This is a genomic window from Geofilum rhodophaeum (assembly GCF_002210225.1).
In the GTDB taxonomy this organism is placed as follows: Bacteria; Bacteroidota; Bacteroidia; order Bacteroidales; family Marinilabiliaceae; genus Geofilum; species Geofilum rhodophaeum.
Map to the genome: position 1 here is coordinate 37,739 of NZ_MWUJ01000013.1, position 23,624 is coordinate 61,362.

General features: G+C 51.7%; 11 protein-coding genes. 1 reads left to right on the forward strand and 10 read right to left on the reverse strand.

The genetic code is table 11. The features are described from left to right. Positions 1-71 precede the first annotated feature (71 nt). Positions 72-1,826 carry a family 43 glycosylhydrolase gene (locus B4W65_RS12100; RefSeq protein ID WP_088655427.1) on the forward strand — a complete coding sequence of 585 codons (1,755 nt, stop codon included), beginning with the start codon at positions 72-74 and terminating at the stop codon, positions 1,824-1,826. A 507-nt stretch (positions 1,827-2,333) separates the two neighbouring features. On the opposite strand, the gene B4W65_RS12105 is transcribed toward B4W65_RS12100, so the two are convergent. From B4W65_RS12105 to B4W65_RS12150, 10 genes are all read right to left on the reverse strand, one after another. After that, positions 2,334-4,046: a glycoside hydrolase family 43 protein gene (locus B4W65_RS12105; protein ID WP_158522845.1), complete on the reverse strand. Its 1,713-nt coding sequence runs from the start codon at positions 4,044-4,046 to the stop codon at positions 2,334-2,336. Between the two features lie 13 nt (positions 4,047-4,059). After that, positions 4,060-6,207 carry an alpha-glucuronidase family glycosyl hydrolase gene (locus B4W65_RS12110; protein ID WP_088655429.1) on the reverse strand — a complete coding sequence of 716 codons (2,148 nt, stop codon included), beginning with the start codon at positions 6,205-6,207 and terminating at the stop codon, positions 4,060-4,062. A 36-nt stretch (positions 6,208-6,243) separates the two neighbouring features. Then, entirely contained in the window at positions 6,244-9,120 is a 2,877-nt protein-coding gene (locus B4W65_RS12115) for a glycosyl hydrolase 115 family protein (RefSeq protein ID WP_088655430.1), read from the reverse strand. A 37-nt stretch (positions 9,121-9,157) separates the two neighbouring features. Beyond that, positions 9,158-10,729, reverse strand: coding sequence for a glycoside hydrolase family 30 beta sandwich domain-containing protein (locus B4W65_RS12120; protein WP_088655431.1), 1,572 nt, complete (start codon positions 10,727-10,729; stop codon positions 9,158-9,160). 22 nt (positions 10,730-10,751) lie between these two features. Continuing rightward, positions 10,752-12,746: a sialate O-acetylesterase gene (locus B4W65_RS12125; RefSeq protein ID WP_205741266.1), complete on the reverse strand. Its 1,995-nt coding sequence runs from the start codon at positions 12,744-12,746 to the stop codon at positions 10,752-10,754. 208 nt (positions 12,747-12,954) lie between these two features. Then, complete coding sequence (locus tag B4W65_RS12130) at positions 12,955-14,928, reverse strand: RagB/SusD family nutrient uptake outer membrane protein (protein WP_088655432.1); 1,974 nt, start codon at positions 14,926-14,928, stop codon at positions 12,955-12,957. 27 nt (positions 14,929-14,955) lie between these two features. Next, the gene (locus B4W65_RS12135) at positions 14,956-18,015 is read right to left on the reverse strand and encodes a SusC/RagA family TonB-linked outer membrane protein (RefSeq protein WP_088655433.1); all 3,060 of its coding nucleotides are present in this window, start codon (positions 18,013-18,015) and stop codon (positions 14,956-14,958) included. Positions 18,016-18,320: 305 nt separating this feature from the next. After that, on the reverse strand, positions 18,321-20,504 hold the full coding sequence (locus tag B4W65_RS12140) for an endo-1,4-beta-xylanase (RefSeq protein WP_088655434.1): 2,184 nt from the start codon (positions 20,502-20,504) through the stop codon (positions 18,321-18,323). Between the two features lie 32 nt (positions 20,505-20,536). Continuing rightward, positions 20,537-21,934: a glycan-binding surface protein gene (locus tag B4W65_RS12145; RefSeq protein ID WP_088655435.1), complete on the reverse strand. Its 1,398-nt coding sequence runs from the start codon at positions 21,932-21,934 to the stop codon at positions 20,537-20,539. Between the two features lie 40 nt (positions 21,935-21,974). After that, a complete protein-coding gene (locus B4W65_RS12150; protein WP_088655436.1) occupies positions 21,975-23,612 on the reverse strand; it encodes a RagB/SusD family nutrient uptake outer membrane protein in 1,638 nt (545 codons plus the stop codon). Positions 23,613-23,624: the final 12 nt, after the last annotated feature.

Here is a 23,624-nt window from a genome sequence, read left to right on the forward strand (position 1 = left end):
CTGGCTATGGATACGCAAACCCTGTATCTGTCCTGTTTTCAGATACATTAGCATCCTATAATAACTACCCTATGAAAAAAAATGCATTGACCCTATTGATTGTGCTCCTGAGCACCTTAAGCCTCAGCGCCCAAAACTGGCGGGCCGGCATTCACGACCCCTCAACCATAGTCAAGTGCAAGGACAAGTACTGGGTATTTGGCACCGGCGATGGCATTCACGCCATGTATTCGTACGACCTGGTAACGTGGACCAATGGGCCTTCTCCTTTTACAAAAACCGATTTTCCTGCATGGATCAATAATTATGTAAAAGGGGGGACCGACAGCAACGGCGATGCGGTATTCCACGGTGGCTTCTGGGCCCCCGACATCATTTATATGAACAACCAATACTACCTCTATTATTCCTGTTCGGAATGGGGAACCATGACCTCAACCATTGGCTGTGTCACCAATAAAACCCTCGACCCCGACGACCCGGATTATGCGTGGAAGGACGTCGGCTTCCTGGGTATTTGGTCGTACCAGCCGGGACTGGCCCTCAACGCCATTGATCCGGCCATTTATCGGGGCACGGACGGCAAAATATGGATGGCCTATGGCTCCTTTAATGAAAGGGGCATTGTGGTTGCCGAGCTCGACTCCGTTTCGGGCAAACCGAAAAACTACACCAACAATCTGCCCGGAACCTCCGTAGCCAACTCGTGGACCGGTCCACGTGCCAGCGACTATGCAGAAGGCGAAGGCGCAACGGTGATTTACCGCGATGGATATTACTATCTTTTTTACAACAAAGGCGGTTGTTGCTCCGGTGTCAACAGCTCCTATTATGTGGTTATGGGCCGCTCGACTTCGCCCAAAGGCCCCTTTGTCGACAAGGCAGGGAAAAACCTGCGGGGACTCCAGACGCCCAGTGGAGGGACGGTGGTTTTCAGACACGACGACAGTCGGGGCTACGACGATCGCTTCTATGGTCCGGGGCACTTTGGCATTTTTCATGAAGACGGGACCGACTATGTTTCCTTCCACTATTACGACCCCAACTGGGGCTACCCCGGTCAACCGGCAGGCGGCCCTACTATGGGACTGGCCAAATTGGTTTGGGGCGAAGACGGTTGGCCTTCGGTGACCATGAATTTTGTGGAAGAGGGCATCTATACCCTGCGCAACAGCAACAGCAACAAAATGATGGACATCCATAACCATCAGGCCATCACCGGTGCAGAAGTCTGGCAGCACACCGAAAACCCCGATTACGACAGTCAAAAATGGATGCTGACCTCCCTGGGTACCGGAGAATATACGCTCCAGAACATGGCCGATCCTACCCTTTATCTGGAGGCAGCCGGAAATGATCATGATGAATTTCTTAGGGTCACCAGTAATTTCACCGGGGCCATCCATCAAAAATTTCGACTGATTGAAGGGACCGACGGCAGAGTGGTCATTTATCCCTCCATCAGCGATAAATTCATCGAAATACCCAATGCCTACACCAGTGACTCCCGGGTCATTCTCTGGCCCAACACCAATCACGCTTGTCAGCGCTGGCAGCTCACCCGCCAGGACGCACCGGTTGCCCTGCCGGAGACCAGCTTAACAGAAAGCTTGAAAATATCGCCCAATCCGGCCAGCACCCACCTTTGGATAGAAGGAGCTGCCCCTGACGCCACGGTGGTTGTACTGACCATGGACGGCAAGGAAGTGCTGCGCCAAAAGCTACAGGGCAGCATTTCAATTGCCCACCTGCCTGCCGGCCCCTACCTGCTTAAAGTCGTGGATCCCGAAGGCAGTCGCACGCAAAAATTTGTGATACAACCCTAACAAAGTCTTCCCCAATAAAGCCCTCCCCTGCAGAGCTACCCAAAGGCGACGTTCCCACCAAGGAGCGTCGCCTTTATCTTCCCCTCCCAACTCGGGAAAGAAAGTGGTGTAGAACAGCTGCCTTAAGAAAATTTCGTTCCAGCGCAGATTCAGTAATTCAAGCCTCTGAATGTTTCCGTAAGTGAGCAAAGGCTCGCAGCGTAACGAGCACGGCTGTCTGAGCCGCAGGCGAGTTCCGTGCTTGTAGCGGAGTGCCTGAAGTGAACAGGAAACAGGCAGCAGCGCAGAATTACTGAATCAAGCGTAAGTGAACCGAAATTTTATGTCAGCAGAAGGAAAACACCACGACCACCATGAAGAAACCACGGCCCGGGAAGCAGTATTTTAAACACATTTTCACACCTAACATTTATGTTCAAAACTCCCCGAAGCCGTGGCTGTATTTTAAAGAGTATAACGCACCCTTACGAACCCAAAGGTAAAACAAATTTCATAAAAAAGAAAAAACTAATCCACCCAAGCTTCATAAGAAGCACTGTGCCAGTAGGCCAAGGTTTCGGAATGGGCATCATTCAAAAGCATACCATACAAGCCGTATACACAACCCACAAAGCCTCCGGCAGTCTCCGTACTCAAGAAGCGGGCATCCATAGCCGCTCCCAAAGGCCGCGGCGCTTCATCATTAACATGGTAAGAAAAATGATAACGATCACGATCGGCCTCAATCAGCAAATGCAATTTACCCAGTCCCTCACCTTTTAGAACATCCTGAGCCAACAACTCCATTGAAAAACCCTCCGAATCGGGCACCGAGCGATACAGCTGCACCACAGGACGATTCGCATCCATAGAACGACAAAGGTAGTAAAAACGTTTCTCGTTCTGAAGAATGGCCAGGCCTGCCTTTTCATCGGCACTGCCCGGAGCAAACTCTAAAACAACCTGCATACGGTCGCGCAATTGCTGCTGGCGACGCCCCAGAAAAGAAGGATTGCTATTCAGCATGTTTTCGGCAGGCAACAATTCCATTTGCAAGACTCCCGCTTCCTGGTCGATGTGAAACCACTCTCGCTGCGGTGCACGAATTTGCACCCAACGCAAGTCCAATTCAGCACTGTTAAAAGAATCGTTCCAATGCAAATGTCCGTTTAAAGCAGGGACACTGTCGCTCTGAGGCAGGGCAGCATGAAAGCGGTATTGATATTGCACCTCTTCCTGTGCAGGATTTATTACCGGCCAGCCATCGGTCCACATTACCGGAGCCATAAAAGTTTCCCGACCGGTGTTGTAATGGTTGCCCTCGTAGGGGCGACAAGCCAGAAATACCGCCCACCAATCCCCGGCCAGATCCTGTATCAGGTCGGCATGCCCAGTACTGGTAATGGGTCGGGATCTGTTGGGATCGAGGTGCATCTGGGTGAGAATGGGATTGTTCTCCCAAGGTTCATAAGGCCCCTGAATATTTTTACTGCGGAAAATGACCTGACGATGATTCACACTGGTTCCGCCTTCGGCAGCACTCAGATAGTACCAGTTGTTGACCTTGTAAAGGTGCGGTCCCTCGATCCATACGGGTTGCTGACTCAAATCCACCCCGCCATTAACCAGGATAACTGGTTCTTCTCCCTTCACTTTCCCGGTCGCCAAATCGAGCTCGAACATCCGAATGGTCCGGTGCCCCTCGTAAAGCGGACTGTTGTCGGGCGCCTCGCTGTTGTAAACCAGATACACCTTCCCGTCCTCGTCAAAAAACAAGGAGGGATCAATGCCCGAAACCTCGGGAAAAAAGATGGGATCGGACCACGGTCCCGCCGGATCTTGCGCAGTGACCACATAATTACCTCTGCCCCACACCTCGGTGCAGGCCACATAATAGGTGCCTTCATGGTATTCAATGGTGGGCGCAAAAGTGGCCTGATTACTCAGTCCCAATCCCTCGAACTGAACTTGCTCGGGACGGTGCAACACATGCCCAATTTGCTCCCAGGAGACCAAATCGGGACTGTAGAAAATGGGAATTCCGGGGAAGTAGCCAAAGGTGGAGTGAACCATATAATAGCCGTCCTCCCCATGTGTAATACTGGGATCGGGATAAAAGCCGGACAATACGGGGTTGTTGATGATCCGGCTTTCGAAGCGACCGGCATCTGGATGAACGCAGCTTCCGGCCAGAAATATAAGAGCCGGCAAACAAAGACTGAGGATTTTTTTAGCGAACATAAGCAGCATATTTCTAATTGTGATGTTTCTTATCGAACTGCAGCTCTTTCAGCTCATCCAAATCGTGAATGGGCCGTTCCAACTCAGCTGGAATGGGCAATCCCGAATAGGTCTGAAAGTAAAGCACCAGGGCGTCACGCCACCAAATGGCTTCACGGGTCTGCACTTTAAAAGTGTACTGAATGTCGCGGAACCGTGGCTCGTCGATGCTGCCTTCAAGACGGTCCCAGGCCTGTTGAAAGTAGCGTGCCTCTTCCACACCATGGTAGTAGCGGTAAACAAGAGCATCCCACAGGGTATGCCCATTTTGAAGACGATAATCCCAGGGCAGATGATGAAACCACAACAAGAGGTTTTCGGGACAGGTAGCGGGATTGTTGTAGATTTCTTTCAGGGGACTGAAGTATTGGCTCACGGCATCGGATCCGCTGGAACTGCGGTCAAAGCCGATACCGTCTTCACTGGCCCGGTGATAGTAACGGGGCAACCAGTCCTCCCGCGCCCACTCGTGGTCGGTCCAGGGTTCTGGTCCATAATGATGGTCCCAGCCCATCAGGTGGTGCAGACCCAGGGGGGTCATGTAATCCACTACGGCCTCACGCGAGCGCATCATTAGGTCGCTAAGAGTGGAGACAAAAGAGGGATCGTGGTTAAAGGTCATTTTGATCCACTCATTGGCTATGCCGTCGCTGCTGAGTTGATGGTCCCAGGCCAGGCGACCAAAAGCATACCAGTTGCTCTGTATCAGATGGTGGCTGGTCCAGTTCTCTACTCTTCCGATGTTGGCAACCCCGGCAATGGCGGTCAGTTTTTGTCCAAACAGGCTCCCGTCGGTTGCTTTGGCCACGGTGGAACCGGGCCCTTTGGCCCAGGTGTCGGCATCGAGCACTTCTTTCCACAAGGTAGAGAGATAGGCCAGGTGGGTGGAGTGTCCAAGGTATTCCTGAGTGATTTGAAATTCAAGCATAACGGGCGACTTTTGCATGGCGCCGAAGAGGGGACTGAAAGGTTCGCGTGGCTGAAAGTCGATCGGACCATTTTTGACCTGTACCACCACATTGTCCTCAAACTTACCGTCAAAGGGCATAAACTCCATATAGGCCTGCTTGGCGCGGTCGTCGTTGTCGGGCTCATACACAAAGGCACGCCACATAACCACGCCATTGTGGGACTGCAGGGCACGGGCCAGCATATTGGCACCGTCCTGATGGGTGCGTCCGTAATCCATGGGGCCCGGCTGCCCTTCAGAGTTGGCCTTCACCAAAAATCCGCCAAAATCAGGAATCATTGAATAAATCTCATCGGCCTTGTCCTTCCACCATTGCTGCACCTCCTCGTTCATAGGATCCGAGTTTTCCAGTCCACCCAGCACCGCCGGAGAAGCAAAGTTGACCGATAAATACACCTTCAGGTTGTAGGGACGAAACAGGTCGGCAAACTGTCTGACTTGCTGAAGGTAATCGGCGCTTAGGACTTCGGGACTGGCATTCACGTTATTAAGCACGGTTCCGTTGATGCCTACGGAAGCATTGGCCCGGGCATAAGTCAGGTAGTGGGCTTTCAGCTCTTCAAACGATTCTTCCCGGTTCCAGAAAATGGAATGCCCGGCATAACCACGCTCTACACTGCCGTTGAGATTGTCCCAATGATTGAGCAAACGCAGTCGAAAAGCGGGCTCCTCCCGAACATCCAGGGCATCAATGGCTGCTCCGCTTTGCATCCGTCGCAACAGGTCGAAGCTGCCGTACAGGGCCCCTGCAGAGGTAGTGCCGACCACTACGGTGGCCTTTCCGCCACGCACAGCCACAGTCCGAAGCACATAGCCCTCCTCATCCAGGTCGTCCAGTCCATCCAGCTTTAAATCGGCAATCACACGATCCTCCGTTGTCCCGATGACGAGCGTACCGTCGCCTATGCGACGGGCAGCACTGAGATTCTGACCGGTGAGTCCACGAAAGCCTTTTTGCACCTCGTTTCCGGCAGCCTGTTGCAGCTCATCGCTGCCTGCTATCAGAATTGTTTTCAAGGCTTGCGTATACTGTTGGGCGGTGGCCTCCGGCAGTGCTTGGTAACGCAACCACAAATCGGCTCCACTTTCTGCCTGCGCCGCTAAAGCGATCCAAAGCAGACCTAAAATACATCCTATCTTACTCTTCTTCATATCCCTGTTTTTTAATCTGTTGCAAATATCCTTCATCTATTCGACAAAATGGCTCTCCTCAGGACCCAGATAGCTCTCCTTTAAACCTCCGGTGTCGATGACCAGGCGCTCCAAAACCAAACCGGGCGATACCATGTGAAAATGCAGTTCCTGCTTGCCGGCACGCTCCACTTCGTGCTCGCTAAGGTGGACCATAATGCTGTTGCCGACCCACTGCTCCCAGGCGCGGTCCGATTCGTCTTCATGCACATTAACCACCACCACTTCCTGGTCGTTCAACGACAAGCCATATTTAAGTCCCTCAGCCCCCGGATAATTGAGGGTGGGCGAAAAATAGGCGTAGACTTTAATCTTGCCGGGTTGACGCAAGTAAACGGGATAAGTCACCGAAGGACCTTCTCCGGGTGTTTGTTCTGCCACACGGTAGGGCTGGGCAACCAGACCGTCGCGCGTACGCCCCAAATCGGGCACTACCTGCCAGTTGATGCCCTCTACGGTGCGGGATGCCGTGAAACCGGAGGCCTCCATGGCGATACAGCCATCACTTTCTACAAAGCCTTTGATCCCGGCTCTTTCTGCCGGGGAAGGATGCCACACGCTGAGTTGTACAGGCATGCGGCGTTTGCCGGCCTTGACTTCGATTTGGGTGCTGTGGGTACCGAAGGGCACCTGGCTCCAATCGATGCTTACCAAAATGCGCTCCTGCTGTTCCACGCTGCCTTTGGCGCTGCTCAAGCGGACCCACTTATCTTTGGCTTTAATGCGGTACTTGAAGGGGGTATCGCCTTGGTTGAAGAGCTCCAGGTAATGACTCTGTTGCTTAAGGACATCGAATTCGGGCAGGCGGTTGTGGTCGGCCGACCAGCTCTGCTCCTGCCCCTCTACATACAGGTCGGGATGGGCACCCAAAAGGGGCGAGAAAGTCTTTACCTCAGGCTGCACATTGTACTCGGGCTGCTGCCAGTAGGTATAGCCAATGCGGGTTTGGGCCATCATGTGGTTCCATTTGCCATCGGCCATCTCCTGATGAAAGTATTGGGTCATCAGCGAATCCTGCACAAAAAAATGCTGTACACTGTCGGCCAGGGCAGTTGTACCGGCCCGTTGCTGACCGGCATACCAGTGGTTGCGGGCTGTGGCAAAATAGAGTTGGTACAAATTGGCCATGGCTTCCACAGGGTAGCGCACCAACTGATGGTAGGCGTCCTGGTACTCAGCCGGCAAGGCCGCTCCTACTTCAGCCACTTCCCGGGCCAGGGCCACATAATCACCGGTCACTCTTTCCATCTCCCGGTAGGCCGTTAAGGAATAGGTGTGTTGGTCGAGCATCTCGGGGGTACGCCGGCCATTAAATTTTCCGTACCGGGCCATGAAACCGGCAATTTCGGTGGCGTACTCCGCACCAAATTGCTGGCGGGCCCACTGCTCGGTGTAGGGCGCGATGTCCTCTGCCTCAAAACGATCGGGGTTCCAGGCCATGTCCAGGTAAAACTGGATGGGAAATTCCATGGGTTTTAAATCGCCCACATTAACGACCCAGAGTTTGTCGATGCCGTACGCGTAGGTCAGTTTGTTCTGCTCCCATACTTTGGGGAGGGGATTGGTGTTGAGCCATTTGTAGTTGCGGGGACCACCTACATAGTCGAAGTGGTAATACATGCCGAGGCCGCCACTGCGGGCACGTTCCTTATCGGTGGGCATACGGCGCACCTGTCCCCAGTTGTCGTCGCAATACAGCAGCATAATGTCGTCGGGCACCCGCATGCCCATGTCGTAATATTCCTGCACCTCTTTGTACAAGGCCCATACTTGCGGCACCTCCTCGGCGGGTTGCTCCATTTCCTCAGCAATTATGCGGCGCTGGTTGTCCACGATATGGGTCAGGAGGTCGATGTTGCGATCGTCGCTCATGGCCTCGTCACCATCTCCACGCATACCAATGGTAATGATGCTTTCGAAGCCTTTGTTGCGTGCAATACCCTCTGCCCAAAAGGCATCCAGCTTCTCCTTGTTTTTGGTATAGTCCCAGGGGCCTTCTCCGTAGCGTGCCCACTCTACGTGGGCCCGCATCATGGGCTCGTGGTGCGAATAATTGATGACAATGCCGTACTCATCGGCCAGAATGGCGTTGTTGATGTCGTCGTCGGCATGGGCCTTGCCCCACATAGCGGGCCACAGGAAATTGCCTTTCATACGCAGGATCAACTCATAGACCTTCTCGTAGAAGGATGCATTAAAACCGCCAAAGGTCTCACGAACCCATCCGCCCAAAGCGGGTTCTTCGTCGTTAAGAAAGATGCCGCGGTATTGGACCTTAGGTGCTCCCAGGTAGTGCATCCCAGCTTTGACATATAAATCGGTTTGCTGCACCACGGGCACATCGGCCCACCAGTGCCAGGGCGACACGCCCATGCGGGCCGACAAATCGAACATGCCGTATATGGTTCCGCGCTTGTCGCTGCCTACAATAACCAGGGCTTGCTCCACGCCATCGAAGGCGTTCTCCACCACCTGGATACTGGAGGCTTCCCATTGTCCCTGCAGGTCGTTTACCTGCAACTTGCCTTCAGCCACCAGATGATCTATGAGTGCACTCTGCCCCAGGGTACCGATAACAACAACCCGGGGTACCGCTTCCTGCTCTCCAAAAAGGAGGCCGGGCCGGGTTCCACTCACCAAAGTCAGGTCGTTTTGAAAGTGCCTGGCTACTCTTTGTACACCGACATGTTCGTTGGCGGCTACCCAAAGCGGGGGCACCTGCCCTGCTTCAATCAGCGGAAAGGCCCCTGGTTCAGTCCAACCGACCAGATAGTCGGGCCCTTCAAAGGTGTGGGCGGGGGGCGCACTGAAACTGGTCAGGGTAAAACTGACCAACAACAAGATCAAAGCGGAGCTACGTGTAATATGATTCATAAGATATGGATTATACTATAATTTATCTTCTTCTCATTTAGTCCAGGGACACAAAGGTGCTGACCGAGGAGGGGGCCAATTCAAGGGCGAAAACTCCGGCCACGGGACTGTGTTGGGCCATGTCCAGACAATCGACCTGGGCGCTGGTCAGATAGGTCTCGAGTCGCTGCACTTCCCTATCCGCAAATTCCAGGTCGAGCTGAACGGCTTTGTCGTTTTCATTAAGGACCACCACAACCATCTGTCCCTCTTGCTCGTAGGCACTCACATGAATGCCGGGAGCAGGGTTGTCGGGGACTTCCACCCGCCGTGCGCCGGGTCGCACAAAGCGGGCAAAATTGGAGACGGCATAGCCTTTCTTGCTGACTTGTCCGTTTTCGTCGATGAGTCCGTAATACCTTCTGATGTACCAGTACACATAGGCACTCATATCGGCCAGCATACAGTCATGAATCTCTTTGGCTGTTTTTAAGGCTTCCTTCCATTCGGTGATGGCCCCCTCTTCATTGACAAAATGCTCGGTCATCCAAAGCTCCTTTCCCTTCTCCAGTGCCAGAGGATAAGGCTCCAGTCCACCCCCGTAAATGTGCCCTCCTACAATATCGAGCCGGGCAGCGGCTGCGTCGTTGTTGAGCAGGGCATCGGAAATCCCTTTTCGAAACTGAAAGGATTCGGGGGCGATGATTTTCACGTCGCCGAGGTCGCCGACGTGCTCGCTCAAAAAGGCAATCATCTCGGCGGAGGTCCAGTCGCAGGACTCATAATCCACCGCTATGTCGGGCTCATTCTGAATGCTGATGGCGTACAAAGGGATGTCCTCACCGGCCAGGTAATCGATAAAACTTTTCAGGTGGGCGGCATAGTCCCCATAGTTTTCGGCTTTGAGCGAACCGCCCACTACGTTGTTGTTGGTCTTCATCCAGGCGGGTGGCGACCAGGGACTGGCAAACAGGGTAACGCCCATGTTGTGGGCTTGTCTGGCCAGGTCCAGAATATCGACGAAACGATTGGCATCGGGGGAAATACGAAGACGAAGAAGCGACAAGCCAACCTGGCCTTCTCCTACCCCGAAGGCCAGATTCGCTTCGGAAGTGGATAAGTGGTTGCCCCAGTCGGGCACCGAAATCCCACCAAAACCCCTGATCAACTGGTACTGCTGATTGGCCTTAACGCTGAGGGCCACCCCTTCAACTTCTTCCTGAAGCTTAAAAATTTGGAGTTCGACTTCCCGCGAGCTGCCTTCCAGGGCACCTTGTACGGAGGCTATGGAGACCACCAAACGTATTGGATCGCTGTTGGTGACCGTGTAAATGCTCAGGGGCAAAACGGCGGACTCCTGACCGGCAGCTATGGTCAGGGAGGAGTATTGCACATAGTAATGACGGTTGAGCTCAGCGGAGCCTTCAAAGGCGAAAGTCAGCGTTACGGTGTGTTTCACCGCTTCGCTGAGGGTGGCGACCAGCTCCACACTGCCCGCCTCGTGCATTTCTGCTACGGAGAGCGACAGGTTGACTTCTGGAACGATGTCTTCGTCTGCTTCCGAACAGGAAAAAAGGCTTAAAGCCAGAAGCAGTAGTAAGTGCCTCCCAATGGTATTCACGATTTTCATAAATCTCGATGTCTAAATTGTATCAATAGCGCTTAAAGCCTTTTTCGGTGAGCACGATGCTGAAAGGCAGGGCCGGGAGTTGCGCGGAATTATAGAGATTGGCTTTGTCGGGATTATCGGCCCAGGCATAGCGCAGGTAAAGGGGGACTTCGATACCGGGGGCCCAAACGTGGACTTTCTTTCCCCTGATTTCGGCCCGGGCGTTGACAAATACTCCGTCGGCTCCGGCCAGGGCGAAGCCGCCCGGCATGCCGTCTTTGGCCAACAACTGCTCACCCACACAAGTATAAGTCAGGACCAAACGATTTTTTTTACGGGCCACCTTTTGTAAGGTGGGGCCGGAATGGAGGACTTCCTCCTTGTAGGCCACTTTGCGGGCGCCCAGGGCCAAACGCTCCGAAACATCGCGCTTGTTCAGCGGATGTATGTCGTTCCATTCGCCCACATCGTAGGCTACGGCCATGGCGGTGTTGGGCAAGGCCAGCGCCGAGGCCTGGGCATCGCGCAAACGGGCCATGCCGCTTTCACAAGGCTCCACACAGGGGGCATTCAGGTTGGCCAGTTGCACAAACAAAAAGGGAAAATCGGCTTCGTCCCAGGCAGAACGCCAATCCTTAATCATAGCCGGGAACAGCTCGTAGTATTCTTCGGCTCTGGACACATTGGATTCCCCTTGGTACCAGATGACCCCTTTGAAGCGATAGGGCTGCAAGGGCGCAATCATGGCATTGTAGAGTCCACCCGGTTTCCAACGGACAAAGATCTCGCCTTTTTTGGGCGGCAGCTGGGCGCCTCTGCGCCACTGCCAATCACCTTCGAGCGAAAGGGTATCGCCTCCGGCCAAAAGGTAGTAGGACTTATCGGCCACAAAGCCGCCGCGACCGCTCTCGTTGATGATGCGCACTACCAGGGTGTTTTGGCCGGCCTGCAATACGCCGGCGGGTACTTCATACCAACGCGGGGGATACTGGTAGCCGGTAGTACCGACAAAATGGCCATTGATCCACACCGAATCGGCGTCCACAATGCGCCCCAAATTGAGCTCGGCGGACTGCGAGGCATCAAAATCGGCCGGCAAAACAAGACTGCGCCGAAACCAGGCCGAACCGTTGGGCAGACCGCCTTCGGGGGCCGACCAGTAGCCGGGCACTTCAAAGCTTGTCCAATCGTCGCCCTGTCCCGTATGCCAGGCAGCTGTACCCTGGAGACCGGGATCTTCCTGGTTGACACGACGGTACCAATCGTCGCGGTTAAACCGATTCTCTGCATCTATGGCGGCAATTTTCCCGGCTTGCTGATATTCTTTTAATTCCTGATGGTGTTTGGGAAAGGACTGCAGGGCCTCCTCGCTCATCCAGGCCTCAACGGGTGAGCCACCCAAACTGGCATTGATGAGTCCAATGGGCACTTGATAATGACGGTACAGGGCTGCGGCGAAAAAATAGGGAACGGCAGCTATTTCCCCAATACTTTGGGCGTCCACTTTTTGCCATTGCCCGCCCTGGAGCAGACTGTCGGGTCCCTCAAAACGATAGGTCTTGGGCACCTCAAAGTAGCGGAGCCCGGGATTGTTGGTGCCGGCCATTTCTTCGGGATAGCGCGGGGCTACCCGGCGCATGGGCAGTTCCATGTTCGACTGGCCCGAGCACAACCACACCTCGCCTACCCAAACCTCCTCTATTTGTTTGTAGTCTGATCCACTCCGGATACTTAAAGTATAAGGCCCGCCGGCGCTGCCGGTGGGCAGCTCCACCTGCCAACGACCGTTGGCTTCGGCATGAGCAGCATAGGCCTGTCCCCGCCAGTCCACTTTTACTTCAGCCCCTGCTTCGGCATAACCCCAAAGGGGGACCTGAGAACTGCGCTGCAGCACCATACCCTCTGAAAAGAAGGACGACATTTGCAGCTGGCCCATTAAGCCCTGACCGAATCCACAAAACAAACAAAATATGATCAGCACAAACCGCAGTAAGCGCTGGTCCAACCAGACTAAAAAGAACTTCTTTGTAGCTATCATACCAAATAATAAAAGTAACGACTGTGCAGCAAGCACTCCTGCCTGCTGCTTCTGTGTGAAATTACGGTAAAATGCGAGCCCCAAAGGGGAAATATCTGTACAATAGGGAGACAAAAGTGTTGGTGGGTCGACAAATCGGGGCGTTTGGGAAACAAAAGAGGCTGCCTGGTTTAAGGCAGCCTCTTGAGCTAAAACAATCGACAAAAGATTAGTTGTAACCGGGGTTTTGATACGCCGATTTTTCCGCCTCTGTCATTTCCAGACCATCGATTTGTCCCTGAGGTATGGGGCGCAAATAATGATGCTTTTCAATAGTACGGGTAATGGTTTGGGCCTCGTTATCGAGACGACCGGCTCCGGCAATCTGATAGCTGCCTGCCAGCTCCTCCCATTTTTGGGTACGAATCAAATCGTACCAGCGATAACCTTCACCAAAATACTCCCGTGAACGCTCTTCCAGAATGTAGTCAATAGTGATTTCAGCCGGGGTTGCAGCCACCATGGCGGCACTGTTGTCCTCCACCTTGGGGGCATTGCCATTGTTGTCCCAATTCCATTTTCCGGCACGGGCACGAATCACGTTGATCAGGTCCCGGGCAGAATAACCGGCTTCGGCTGTTGCACCTTTAACAGCGGCTTCAGCAGCAATGAAGTAGAACTCAGAGAACTTAGCAATGTAGAAGGGACGGGTCAATGCGCCGTTGGGCTGACCCAAACCATCGCCACTGTCGGTACGATAGGTACCCAATTTCCATAAACCAGGGTAACGCAGGCGACTGATGGCACTGGGCTCGATAACAAAATCGGCTCGTCCGGCCAAAGTCCCGGCACCTACATTGCTGTAGTCGAAACCCGGATTGGCCTTATTCTCTGTTTGCGTGGGATAAACCACATTGGCATCATCCTCGTCGAGGAAGGTCAAAATGGCGTCGCCATTTGAAACGGGCAATCCGTTGGCGTTGTACAAAACATCCTCAGCCACGCCACCTTTTTTCCAGTTGCCACGGAAAGCGGTCACAAAAGTGCCGTCGTAACGCGAGTCCAGTGTTTTGTCGGCAAAGGTATTGGTGAACACACCAATGGTGGGTGCCATACGGGTCCAGGGGCGACCGTAAGCCTGAGCGGCCTCACGCTGTACCGAGCTGACTTCCTCAGCCCATGCCGCGTCTTTGGCACTGCGGATGGTGGTGTAGTTCCAGGTAACAAACCATGCAGCAAAGTTCTCGGGCGCAGCGCCGTTGCTCCAGGACAGACTGGAGGCGTTGTAAAACTCACTGTCCTCGGTGTGATCGGCATACAACATCATTTCGTTGTTGCGATCATTGGCGCCCAGATGCAAATCGTAAAAGGTTTCCTGCAAAGCATAGGGACCGGGATTGGTGATGCCGTCCAAAGCGATGTCGTAGGCCTGCTGATGGTACCAGGCTGCATTGTGTCCGTCGGGATCCTGACGGGCTGCCTCGGGATAAGTGGGCACATTATTGGGGTTCTCTAGCCACCAGGCATAGGTCAGGTAGGCCTTAGCCAGGTACAAACGAGCGACATTCTTTGTCACCCCACCGGTAACACGCGGGTTATCGGGCAGGTCGTTAATGGCTTGCAGCAAATCGGGGAAAATGGCTTTGGTATAGACTTCAGGAACGGTGTTTCGAACAGAAGTACGCACCGGAGAATTATTGAACTTCAGCTCACCTGCTCCCAAATCGAGGGGAACACCACCAAAGGTCTGAACCAAAAGGAAATAGTCAAAAGCTCTAAAAAAACGGGCCTCCGCAATCAAAGCATCAGAAACACTTTCTACAGCTTCACCGTTCTCAATAATACCATTCGCGGTATTGATGTTGGGAAAGGCAGCGCCCCATAACACATCGGCACGGCTGCTCGAAGGAGTAATGCTCCCCACCCCGGAAAGGTCCATGTCCTTAAAGTTGGCGTCGGCACTCTGGGCATAAGTATATTCATCGGTACCGGTAAGCGTGGTGTTGTAATAATAGCCTTGACCATAAATATATCGCAAATGCGCGTAAAGCGACGACAATCCGCCATTCACCCCCTTTTCAGTGGTGAAAAAGCCCGGCTCATAAATGCTTCGGGGCTGCTCCTCCAATATGTCAGAGCAGGCCAGAAGGGAGGATGCGAGGAACGCAATTCCCAGATATAATTTAAAATGCTTTCTTTTCATAAAGATAATTTTTAAAGAAATTCAATATTAGAAGGTCAGATTCAAACCAAACAAGAAGTTACGTGTAGCGGGTGAGTTGGTACCGACAGTAAGCAAACGTTGCTTATACTGAGTCGTAACAGCAGCATTTTCGTCTCCATAAGAGTTGGTTTCCGGATCAAGACCCGTTTCATCTTTAAAGGGGCTGAACATCACAAAAGGATTCTGGATGGTCGCATACATACGCAAACGCTCAATGCCAAAATTATCGAGCAGCGATTTGTTGAAGTTGTAACCCAGAGTAATGGTTCTAACCTTCATGTAAGTAGCATCAAAGTAGCCCAAAGTACTGCCGTATTTGGGGTTGTCGTTACTAACAACGCCTCCTGGCTTAGGATACTTGGCTCCAGTGTTTTCGGGGGTCCAATAATCCACCTTCACGTTGTTTCTTCGTCCGCTCATCATATTCAGATAACCCGAAGAAGAGTGCAGGGTGCTGATAAGGACGCCATCCTTTTTGAAGGCACCTACAACGCTCAAGTCCCAATTCTTATAGGCTACACGCGTGTTAAAACCACCTTGAAACTTGGGCTCAAGACTCAGAATCTGACGGTCATCAGGTCCAATGGCACGAACGGGCGTTCCGTCGGCGTTGTACTCTCCGGTATATTTCACCTTAATCATACCGGCATTGCCTCCGGGCTCCAGGATGTCGCGATGTGCATCGTCTTCCTGCCAAAGACCAACCTTCTCGTAATCAAAAATCACATCTATCGGGTGACCAACAAACCACCAGTTGTTCTCATCTCTTTCCTGACCCGAGGCCAGTTTGGTCAGCTTGTTACGGTTGGCATACAGGTTGATGCCGGCATCCCAGCTCCATCCATTACGATCGTCAACAATAACTCCGTTAAGACTTAATTCAAAACCTTTATTTTCAGATTCACCGATATTGGCCATGTAACTTCCTACACCGGAAGTAGACGGCAGGTTAACACGGAACAAAAGGTCTTTGGTCGTTTGTTGATAGTATTCAAAGGTACCGCTCAAACGATGACTCAACAAAGAGAAATCCAAACCATAGTTCATGGTCTCGGTAAACTCCCATCCCAAATTCGGGTTGGGCAACTCAGATACATAAAAGCCTGTTGCAAATGAGTCACCAAAATTATAGGGGCGGGTTGAAAGACGTCCAAGGGTAGAATAAGGATCGATCGACTGGTTAGAAGTCTGACCATAGCCAACACGTAACTTCAACTGATTCAACCAAACCACATTGTCCATAAAAGCTTCGTTCTTTATGTTCCAACCGGCCGATACAGCAGGATAGGTATGCCATTCGTAACCGGGTGCCAAACGGGAAGAACCATCTGAACGCAAAGCCACGGAAAGCATGTACTTGTTATCGTAGGCATACATAACACGTCCCATCCAGGAAGAAAGTCCACTTTTATAATAATCCTGATTATCCGGATTTACACTGAGTTCCCCATCGGCGTGTCCCAGGTTGTAGAACTGCAGGTGATCAGAAGGAACGTCACGTGCGGACAGCTCAGACTTGAAATAGGTAGTTTCTTCGGCCGAATACAAGGCCACCACATTGAAGTTGTGCTTGCCGAAAGCACGATCATAAGTCAACAGGTTTTCAACCACCCAATTGGTCGTATGTGCGTTTGAAATAGCAGCGGTTGAAGGATTGTCCGGAGTTACGTTAAACACTCCCTCACCGGTGTAGCGACCATGATTTTCCTGGCGATAATTCAAACCAAGATTCACACGGTATTTTAAACCTTCTACCCAAGGGGCTTCAACTTCACCATAAAGTGAGTTGTAAGTACCAAAACCACGGGTTTTGTGTGCCCAGCCATCGCCCAAATTCTCAATGCTCTCACGAGTATAAACCCATTGATCATCGGAGGGCATACTGATGATGCGCTTGAGACTGCCATCGGCGTTATAGGGACTGGCTAAAGGAGAAGCACTCAAGGTATTGTACAAGCCCAAATCGGCACCATTGGTGGTGGAGTAACTGGTATTGGTAGTAAAACCAAAATTGAAATATTGTCCCACTTGCTGATCGATAGCGGCCCTAAGCGAGTAACGATCGTAGTTCTGTCCGGGAAGCAGGGACTCATCCTTATAATAACCAATTCCAAAGTTATAATTGGCATTTTCAGTACCTCCCGAAACACCGAGGTCGTGGCTGTTCACGATGCCGTTTTCATACATCAAATCTTGCCAGTTGGTGTTGTTGTCGATGGATTCATCCAGACTGTTGGAGTACAAACCGGCAGCCTCACGCAAATCAGCCAGCTCAACCGAGTTCATCATAGGATACTCATTGAACAAGGTTTTAACTCCGGTGTAAGCATTGTAAGTTACACGGGCCTCTTGGCCCTTTTGCCCCTTGTTGGTAGTGATAAGGATGACCCCGTTGGCACCACGTGATCCGTAAATAGCCGTCGCAGAGGCATCCTTCAGAATATCGAGACTCTTGATGTCACTGGGACTGATGTCGCCAATTTTACCGGCAAAGGGAATCCCATCCAACACAATCAAAGGATCGTTACTGGCGTTCAAAGAACGGGTTCCCCTTACACGAATCTGCATTTCGGCACCAGGCTTTGAAGACACCTGAGACATTTCAACACCTGAAACCCGACCTTGAAGGGCCTGGGTTACGTTTGCAGAGGCAACCTCACGCAGCTGATCCCCACGAACTGTAGCAACAGAGCCGGTCACGGCCTCGCGTCGTTGCGTTCCATAACCAACAACCACCACCTCGCTCAAGCTCAGGAAATCTTCTTCCATAACCACATTAATCAGAGCGCGTCCCTCAACGGGCACATTCTGAGCCTGAAATCCAATAAAATTAAAAACCAGAACAGCATCCGGAGCAACAGTAATGGAATAGTTGCCGTCAAAATCTGAAATGGTTCCGGTAGCAGTACCTTCAACCACAATATTGACTCCGGGAAGTGGCAATCCGGACGAGTCAAGCACCTGACCCGAAACCGCTACATTTTGGGCTCCGACCCCAAAATGTACGCTTAAAAGAAGGAATAGCGTAGCAATTACCCCCTTTTTAAACACATCGATTTTTCTCATAAAACAATTAGATAAGAGTGAATAAGAATTTTGATTAAAACAGATAAATTCTGTTAACGACTGTGAAATTAAGCGCTCCTAAGGGGATAAAAGGAGAAATTTCTGCACAAAAAGAGTAGATTTTTACCAACAAGAGTAGAAAAAGGGAGATTCAGAGGACAATTTAACGGCCTTAAGTCCCACCATGGGGAAGAGCCCCTTAAAAGACCATTAAGCACAAGCATAAAAGAAGGGGAAGAGACTGTTAAACAGCTCCTTCCCCTTCGCCAATCACCCTCCCTTAAAGAGTGAAACCACAATTGGTTTTAATAATAATCTAATCCGTCAAAATCTTCACTTACATCGCGTCCGGCCAGGCCATCGACAAAGTACTTATAAGCGGGTTTCCGCTGGTAATCCTTGTCCCAAATGGGTGCAGCGTCATCGGCGAGCCAATAACCTTCGCCATTAGGATCCTGAATGCCCCACACAGTAATGCCGTATTGTTGCTCGGCAGGAACCAACTCCAGGTACTTTTCAACAATGTACTGGTACATCTCAGCCTGTTGCAGCAATTGCTCCAACGAGGGTGTGGTAGTACCCACCTGCACATCCAGCTCCGACACCTTCACCAGCAGCCCGGTGGCGGCCAGCTTGGTAAACATCTCAGCGATGTTCTCCTTGGAGGTGGAAATGCTCACGTGCATTTGTGTGCCCAATCCATCAATGGGAGCACCCTTTGCGATTTGATCCTGGGCGTAAGCGATAAAACCATCTACTTTGGCAGGATTCTCCAAATTATAATCGTTCATAAACAGAAGCTGATCATCGCCCCCGTGTTCACGTGCAAGCTGAAAGGCCTTTACTGCAAAATCCTCACCCAGGTACTTCACCCAGTAAAACTCATCGTCAGCAGGTTCGGCCACATCGCCGTCGCGCAAAGTGCCGTTCTCCTTCATGGGCTCGTTCAATACGTCCCAGGCTTTAACCTCGTCCTTATAATGCGCCATCATGGCGGTGATCCAGCTTTCCATAGCTTCCCCAATAAGCTGGGTCTTTTCCTCATCGGTTTTCTCAATAATGGTGGCACTCTTCAGCGCGGGAGCGCCTGCGGGAGCCTCTACTGCACTTACCACCACATTATCGATGTAATAAACCCCGGAAACGGCACCCAAATCAAAATTCAGTCCATCAATGGCGCCGTCCGAAGTAATGGTCCACTCGATAAGCTTCCAGGTGCTGTTGGTCGCTTGGTCGCCCTGATACCTTGCGGTACCGGTGGTTGAACAACGTACACTTCCGGGCGCCTCCGAACGAATGTAATACGATACTTTATAATCGCCTTCAGGAAGCACCTCGGTAAAATCGGTGTGGATCTGTACCTGCCACTGGCTGCCTGGATCGTTGAGCTCGTGCTCAACGCGCATGGCCCCTTCGCCCTGAAAGGCGTCGCCGCCGGTGGCAAGAGTGGGCTGCCCATCCGGACCGTTGTATTTACTCCAACCCTCAAGGCCCGACTCAAAATCGCCATTGGCTACCATATTTACCACCGTTGGCTCGGCATCAAGGTCGATTATACTCAGATTATCGATGTCGATGTAGTAAGTCACCCCGGGTAGTTTTCCAAGGTCAAAGGAAAGGAGAAAGGCGTCGGAGCCTTCTGCCATTTCGGTAATATTGAACTGCACCTGTTGCCAGGCGGACGAAGTGGTGAAGGACTCGGTGCCCGAGCCGGTTCCTGTCCAATCGATCCAGGGATACTCATTAACATTACCAGGTAAAGAAATGCGGCCTTGACCGGCATCATCACTTCGGATAAAAAAGGTGACCTGGTAGGTGTGCCCTGCAACAAAAGGAATTTCAGGACTCTTCAACTGAAGATCCCAGTAATTGGCAGAAGTGACACTGGCCACCAACTTCACAGCATTGCTTCCGGTACCCATACCGGCACCTTCTTCAACAGTAATGCCCTCTCCGGGATTGGCTCTGTTCCACCCGGTAAAGCTGCCGTCTTCCAGACCCGACACGTCGAGCAAATTACTGCCGGCGGGACCGGGAATAATTTCCGGCGCCAAAAGACTGTTCAAATAACTGGCATTTTGATTGGTGTGCCATACCAGGGTGTGGCCGTAAACATGAAGGCCATTTTCCTTAGCCTTGGCCACCAGTCCGTCAACCGTTTCAAAGTTAATTTCGCCACGACCGTTCACCATGGCGCCGTGCTTCATGTCGTAACCAATAACGATTTCCCGAAAGTTGTCGTTCACAATGCTGTCGTACTTACCCGCTTCCATGTAGCTGGCCAAATCAACACCAACCCCCAAATTCAGATCGGTATAGGCCAGCAGGTCATCGTACTTGGCAATTTTCTCGGCCAGACTAAGAGGGATCTCTGCGGCTGTGATTTCCGTTGCCGGATCGCGCTCTACCCATTCCATCTTGGAATCGTCGCAGGCGGTGGCCATTAAAACGGCCAATCCCGCCAGAGGCAATATGCTTTTATATTTCATATGTTTCATTTTACTTGTCTAATAAAATAAACTTACTCAGCTTCTTCTTCATCCGGAAAATCGGAGTATTCAGGCTGCTCCAGAGGCACTACACGCCAATTGTCGGTATAAACGTTCTGCGTAAAGGCCGATCCGGCAAATTCCGTTTCTGCATCCGCATCGTTTCCGGTAAGCTGACCCAGGTTGAAATCGGAGTTTTCGAAATAAATACCGAAGTTCTTGTAAGTGGCTCCTTCCCTGGCTGCCAAAACATTCTCGAAGGTAAATTCCTCCCCCTCCTCGGGTTCAGAAAAACCATAGAAATCGCTGAAAGGAACAGTAACCGTAACCCATCCTTCGGTCTCAAAGGGAACGACCTCCTTATTGTCGATCCAGGGCACATAATTGTAGGTATATCCTGCCCATTCGCCGCCGTTGTAGTTGTTCATCAAAAGGAGTTTGAGGAAACCGGTGCCGGACCAGGGCTGGGGCACATACACATCAAACTGAAAGGCCACCTGATTAACAGGCGTCGTGGCCGGGATGTAGGGAGTCAACTGACCCCGCCAGTCGTCCACATCATTACCGGCGGTCCACACCTCCGAGCGACGGTTGGCTACATTAAACTCGGCAACGCGGGCGGGACGATGGGCCACATAATTGCCTTGCGACTGAGTGCCTTCACCAATTACAGCTGATTCCAGGTCCTCGTCGTTTATCATGCTGCCGGTCTCGCTCCAGCTCCAAAAGCCTTGCTGACCCAAACCATCAAAATCGAGAATGACCCCCTCTTTGAAGTTGAAATAGGCGGGAGAATAAGCACCACCGTTGGCCCCGAAGGCAAACAAAGCGCCACTCTCTGTTAGTCCCGAAGGAACCACCACTGTAAAGAACTCTCCATCCTCATCGGAAACGATGTCGCCCCCGGTCACTTCGATATTTCCGGGAAAAACCACACGCTCGATTTCCTTTAAACCCGATCCATAAACTGTGATGACCTCATCGGCCTGGGGCATGGTGTGCGAAATACTGCTAATACGGGGTGCTGCCTCTCTGATTTCAATGTCCAGCGTCTTTTCAATGCCACCCGACTTTACCAGACGAATGGTATTACGCACTTCCTCGGCAGCCTCGGTGGTAGGTGTATCTCCACTAAGCTGAAACAATACATTTTGATCCGATACATATACCGGATTAAAATAGGTCTTGTGTCCATTCACAAAAACCTGACGAAGACCGGTAAAACCGGAGCCGGTAATACGGACAACCTGTCCCAAACGAATAAACTCCACATTACGACTGGGAACGGAAGACTCCGGATCCTGCAGGTAAACTCCCGAAATGCTGATGGGAGCTTCCAAATTGGGATCGTCATCGTCATCACATGCGGTAAAAAATGCCCCGGAAAGCAAAGCACCGAGCAACAACCACAAATTTATCTTCATTTTCATATACATATCTTTTAGTAATTAAACCAATGACTCCATGCCCTTACTCAAAAAGGTTGATGCGTTCCTCATTAAACACATAAGGAACAGGATCCTGGCGCAACAAGGGATTTTGAACCAACTCCCCTTCGGGGTAAGGCAACAACAACATGCTCTCTGTAGCGGTAGCCACCTGTTGCGCCGTATTGGCGTCTCCGGCAACGTACTGGCCATTTTCATACTCATACTGAACAGCACGCTCCTGATTATTCAGGTAGTTGATGACTTCCTGCTGCTTGTAATAAGAACGACGCACCAAATCGTACCAGTACTGACCTTCCATAGCCAGCTCAACACGACGCTCGTAATGCAAATCGCTGTATGAGATCTCGGACTTGGTAGACATGCCGGCGCGGGTGCGGACTTTGTTAAAATATTCAAGAGCTACGGCATCGCTGGTACTGGCACTATTGCCCAGAATGGCTTCGGCCAGGTTCAAATACACCTCAGCCAAACGCAGCATCTTGGTGGTGGCACCGGAATTCATCCTTTGCACTATGCCATCATTGTCCTTAGAAGAACCTACCACACCCTTCTTCACATTGCAACGGTCGGTTTCTTCGTAGGTGTAGCCACCGTCTTCTTTGCGCAACTCGGGATAAAAGGCCCCATTGGTTGCAAAAGTAGCGTGCAAACGCTCCTGATCGGCGGCTTCGTAGGTACGGATAACGTCCCAGGAAGCATAGGTGTAGTAACCCCAGGCAGCATCGTCGCCGGTAATCTCTGAATTCCAGGCAAAGTAAGCCTGCTGGGTATTGGTGATCCCGTACTCGGTGGAACCGCCCACCCAATTTAGCGTAAATAAGTGCTCCGGATCGTGGTTGCCTTCCAGGGTAAACAAGGCGGCATAGTCTTCATTCAATTCCAGTCCACTCTCCTCAGCCACTTTGAGTGCGGCTTTTTTGGCCAACTCCAAATATTCGGCGCTGCGTGTGCCGCTGTTCGGATCACTGTTGCCGTGCAGTCCCGCAAAGGAAAGGTAAACACGGGACAACATGCCGTAGGCGCTCCAGCTGGTTAAACGACCACTTTGACCAACAGTCTCCGGCAGGTATTTAGCGGCAAATTCCAAATCGCGGATGGCAAACTCAAACACATCGTTGCGCGGATTGGTGGGCACAATGGGATTATTGACCATGGCGGCATTGTCTTCGATTAAGATGACATCGCCCCAAAGAGAAGCCAGGTACCAATAGGCCACACCCCGCATAAAGCGCGCTTCAGCAATGGCTACATTCTTTTGTTCCTCGGTCACATTTACAGCAAATTTACGAATGTTGTTGATGGTGTTGTTCGACTGGCCGATGATGTTATAAAACGATCCCCAGGCCGAAACCATTGGTCCCGTCAGCGATGTCTCCGTAAAGTTGGTAAAGGGATAGATGTAATCCGAATAGGGTGCAAAGAGATTATTGCCCCGTCCGTCGCCCAGGGCGTAGTAAAACTTATCGTTAAAGTCGAACCACACCTTACTGTACAGGGGAGCAGTAGCAGCCTGTAACTCTGCATTATTCTGGAAATAATTTTCCAGCGTAATCCGGTCATTTGGGGTGCTGTCCAAAAAATCGTCGTTGCAGCCGCTTATCCCTATAGCCAAAGCCAGGGACAGGCCGAGTGCTTTTATATAATTGTTCCTCTTCATATAGCTTACATT

Coding starts and splice junctions, on each gene's coding strand:
- B4W65_RS12100 (WP_088655427.1), top strand. CDS start 72: ATGAAAAAAAATGCATTGACCCTATTGATTGTGCTCCTGAGCACCTTA.
- B4W65_RS12150 (WP_088655436.1), bottom strand. CDS start 23,612: ATGAAGAGGAACAATTATATAAAAGCACTCGGCCTGTCCCTGGCTTTG.
- B4W65_RS12115 (WP_088655430.1), bottom strand. CDS start 9,120: ATGAATCATATTACACGTAGCTCCGCTTTGATCTTGTTGTTGGTCAGT.
- B4W65_RS12135 (WP_088655433.1), bottom strand. CDS start 18,015: ATGAGAAAAATCGATGTGTTTAAAAAGGGGGTAATTGCTACGCTATTC.
- B4W65_RS12110 (WP_088655429.1), bottom strand. CDS start 6,207: ATGAAGAAGAGTAAGATAGGATGTATTTTAGGTCTGCTTTGGATCGCT.
- B4W65_RS12140 (WP_088655434.1), bottom strand. CDS start 20,504: ATGAAATATAAAAGCATATTGCCTCTGGCGGGATTGGCCGTTTTAATG.
- B4W65_RS12145 (WP_088655435.1), bottom strand. CDS start 21,934: ATGAAAATGAAGATAAATTTGTGGTTGTTGCTCGGTGCTTTGCTTTCC.
- B4W65_RS12105 (WP_158522845.1), bottom strand. CDS start 4,046: ATGTTCGCTAAAAAAATCCTCAGTCTTTGTTTGCCGGCTCTTATATTT.
- B4W65_RS12125 (WP_205741266.1), bottom strand. CDS start 12,746: ATGATAGCTACAAAGAAGTTCTTTTTAGTCTGGTTGGACCAGCGCTTA.
- B4W65_RS12120 (WP_088655431.1), bottom strand. CDS start 10,729: ATGAAAATCGTGAATACCATTGGGAGGCACTTACTACTGCTTCTGGCT.
- B4W65_RS12130 (WP_088655432.1), bottom strand. CDS start 14,928: ATGAAAAGAAAGCATTTTAAATTATATCTGGGAATTGCGTTCCTCGCA.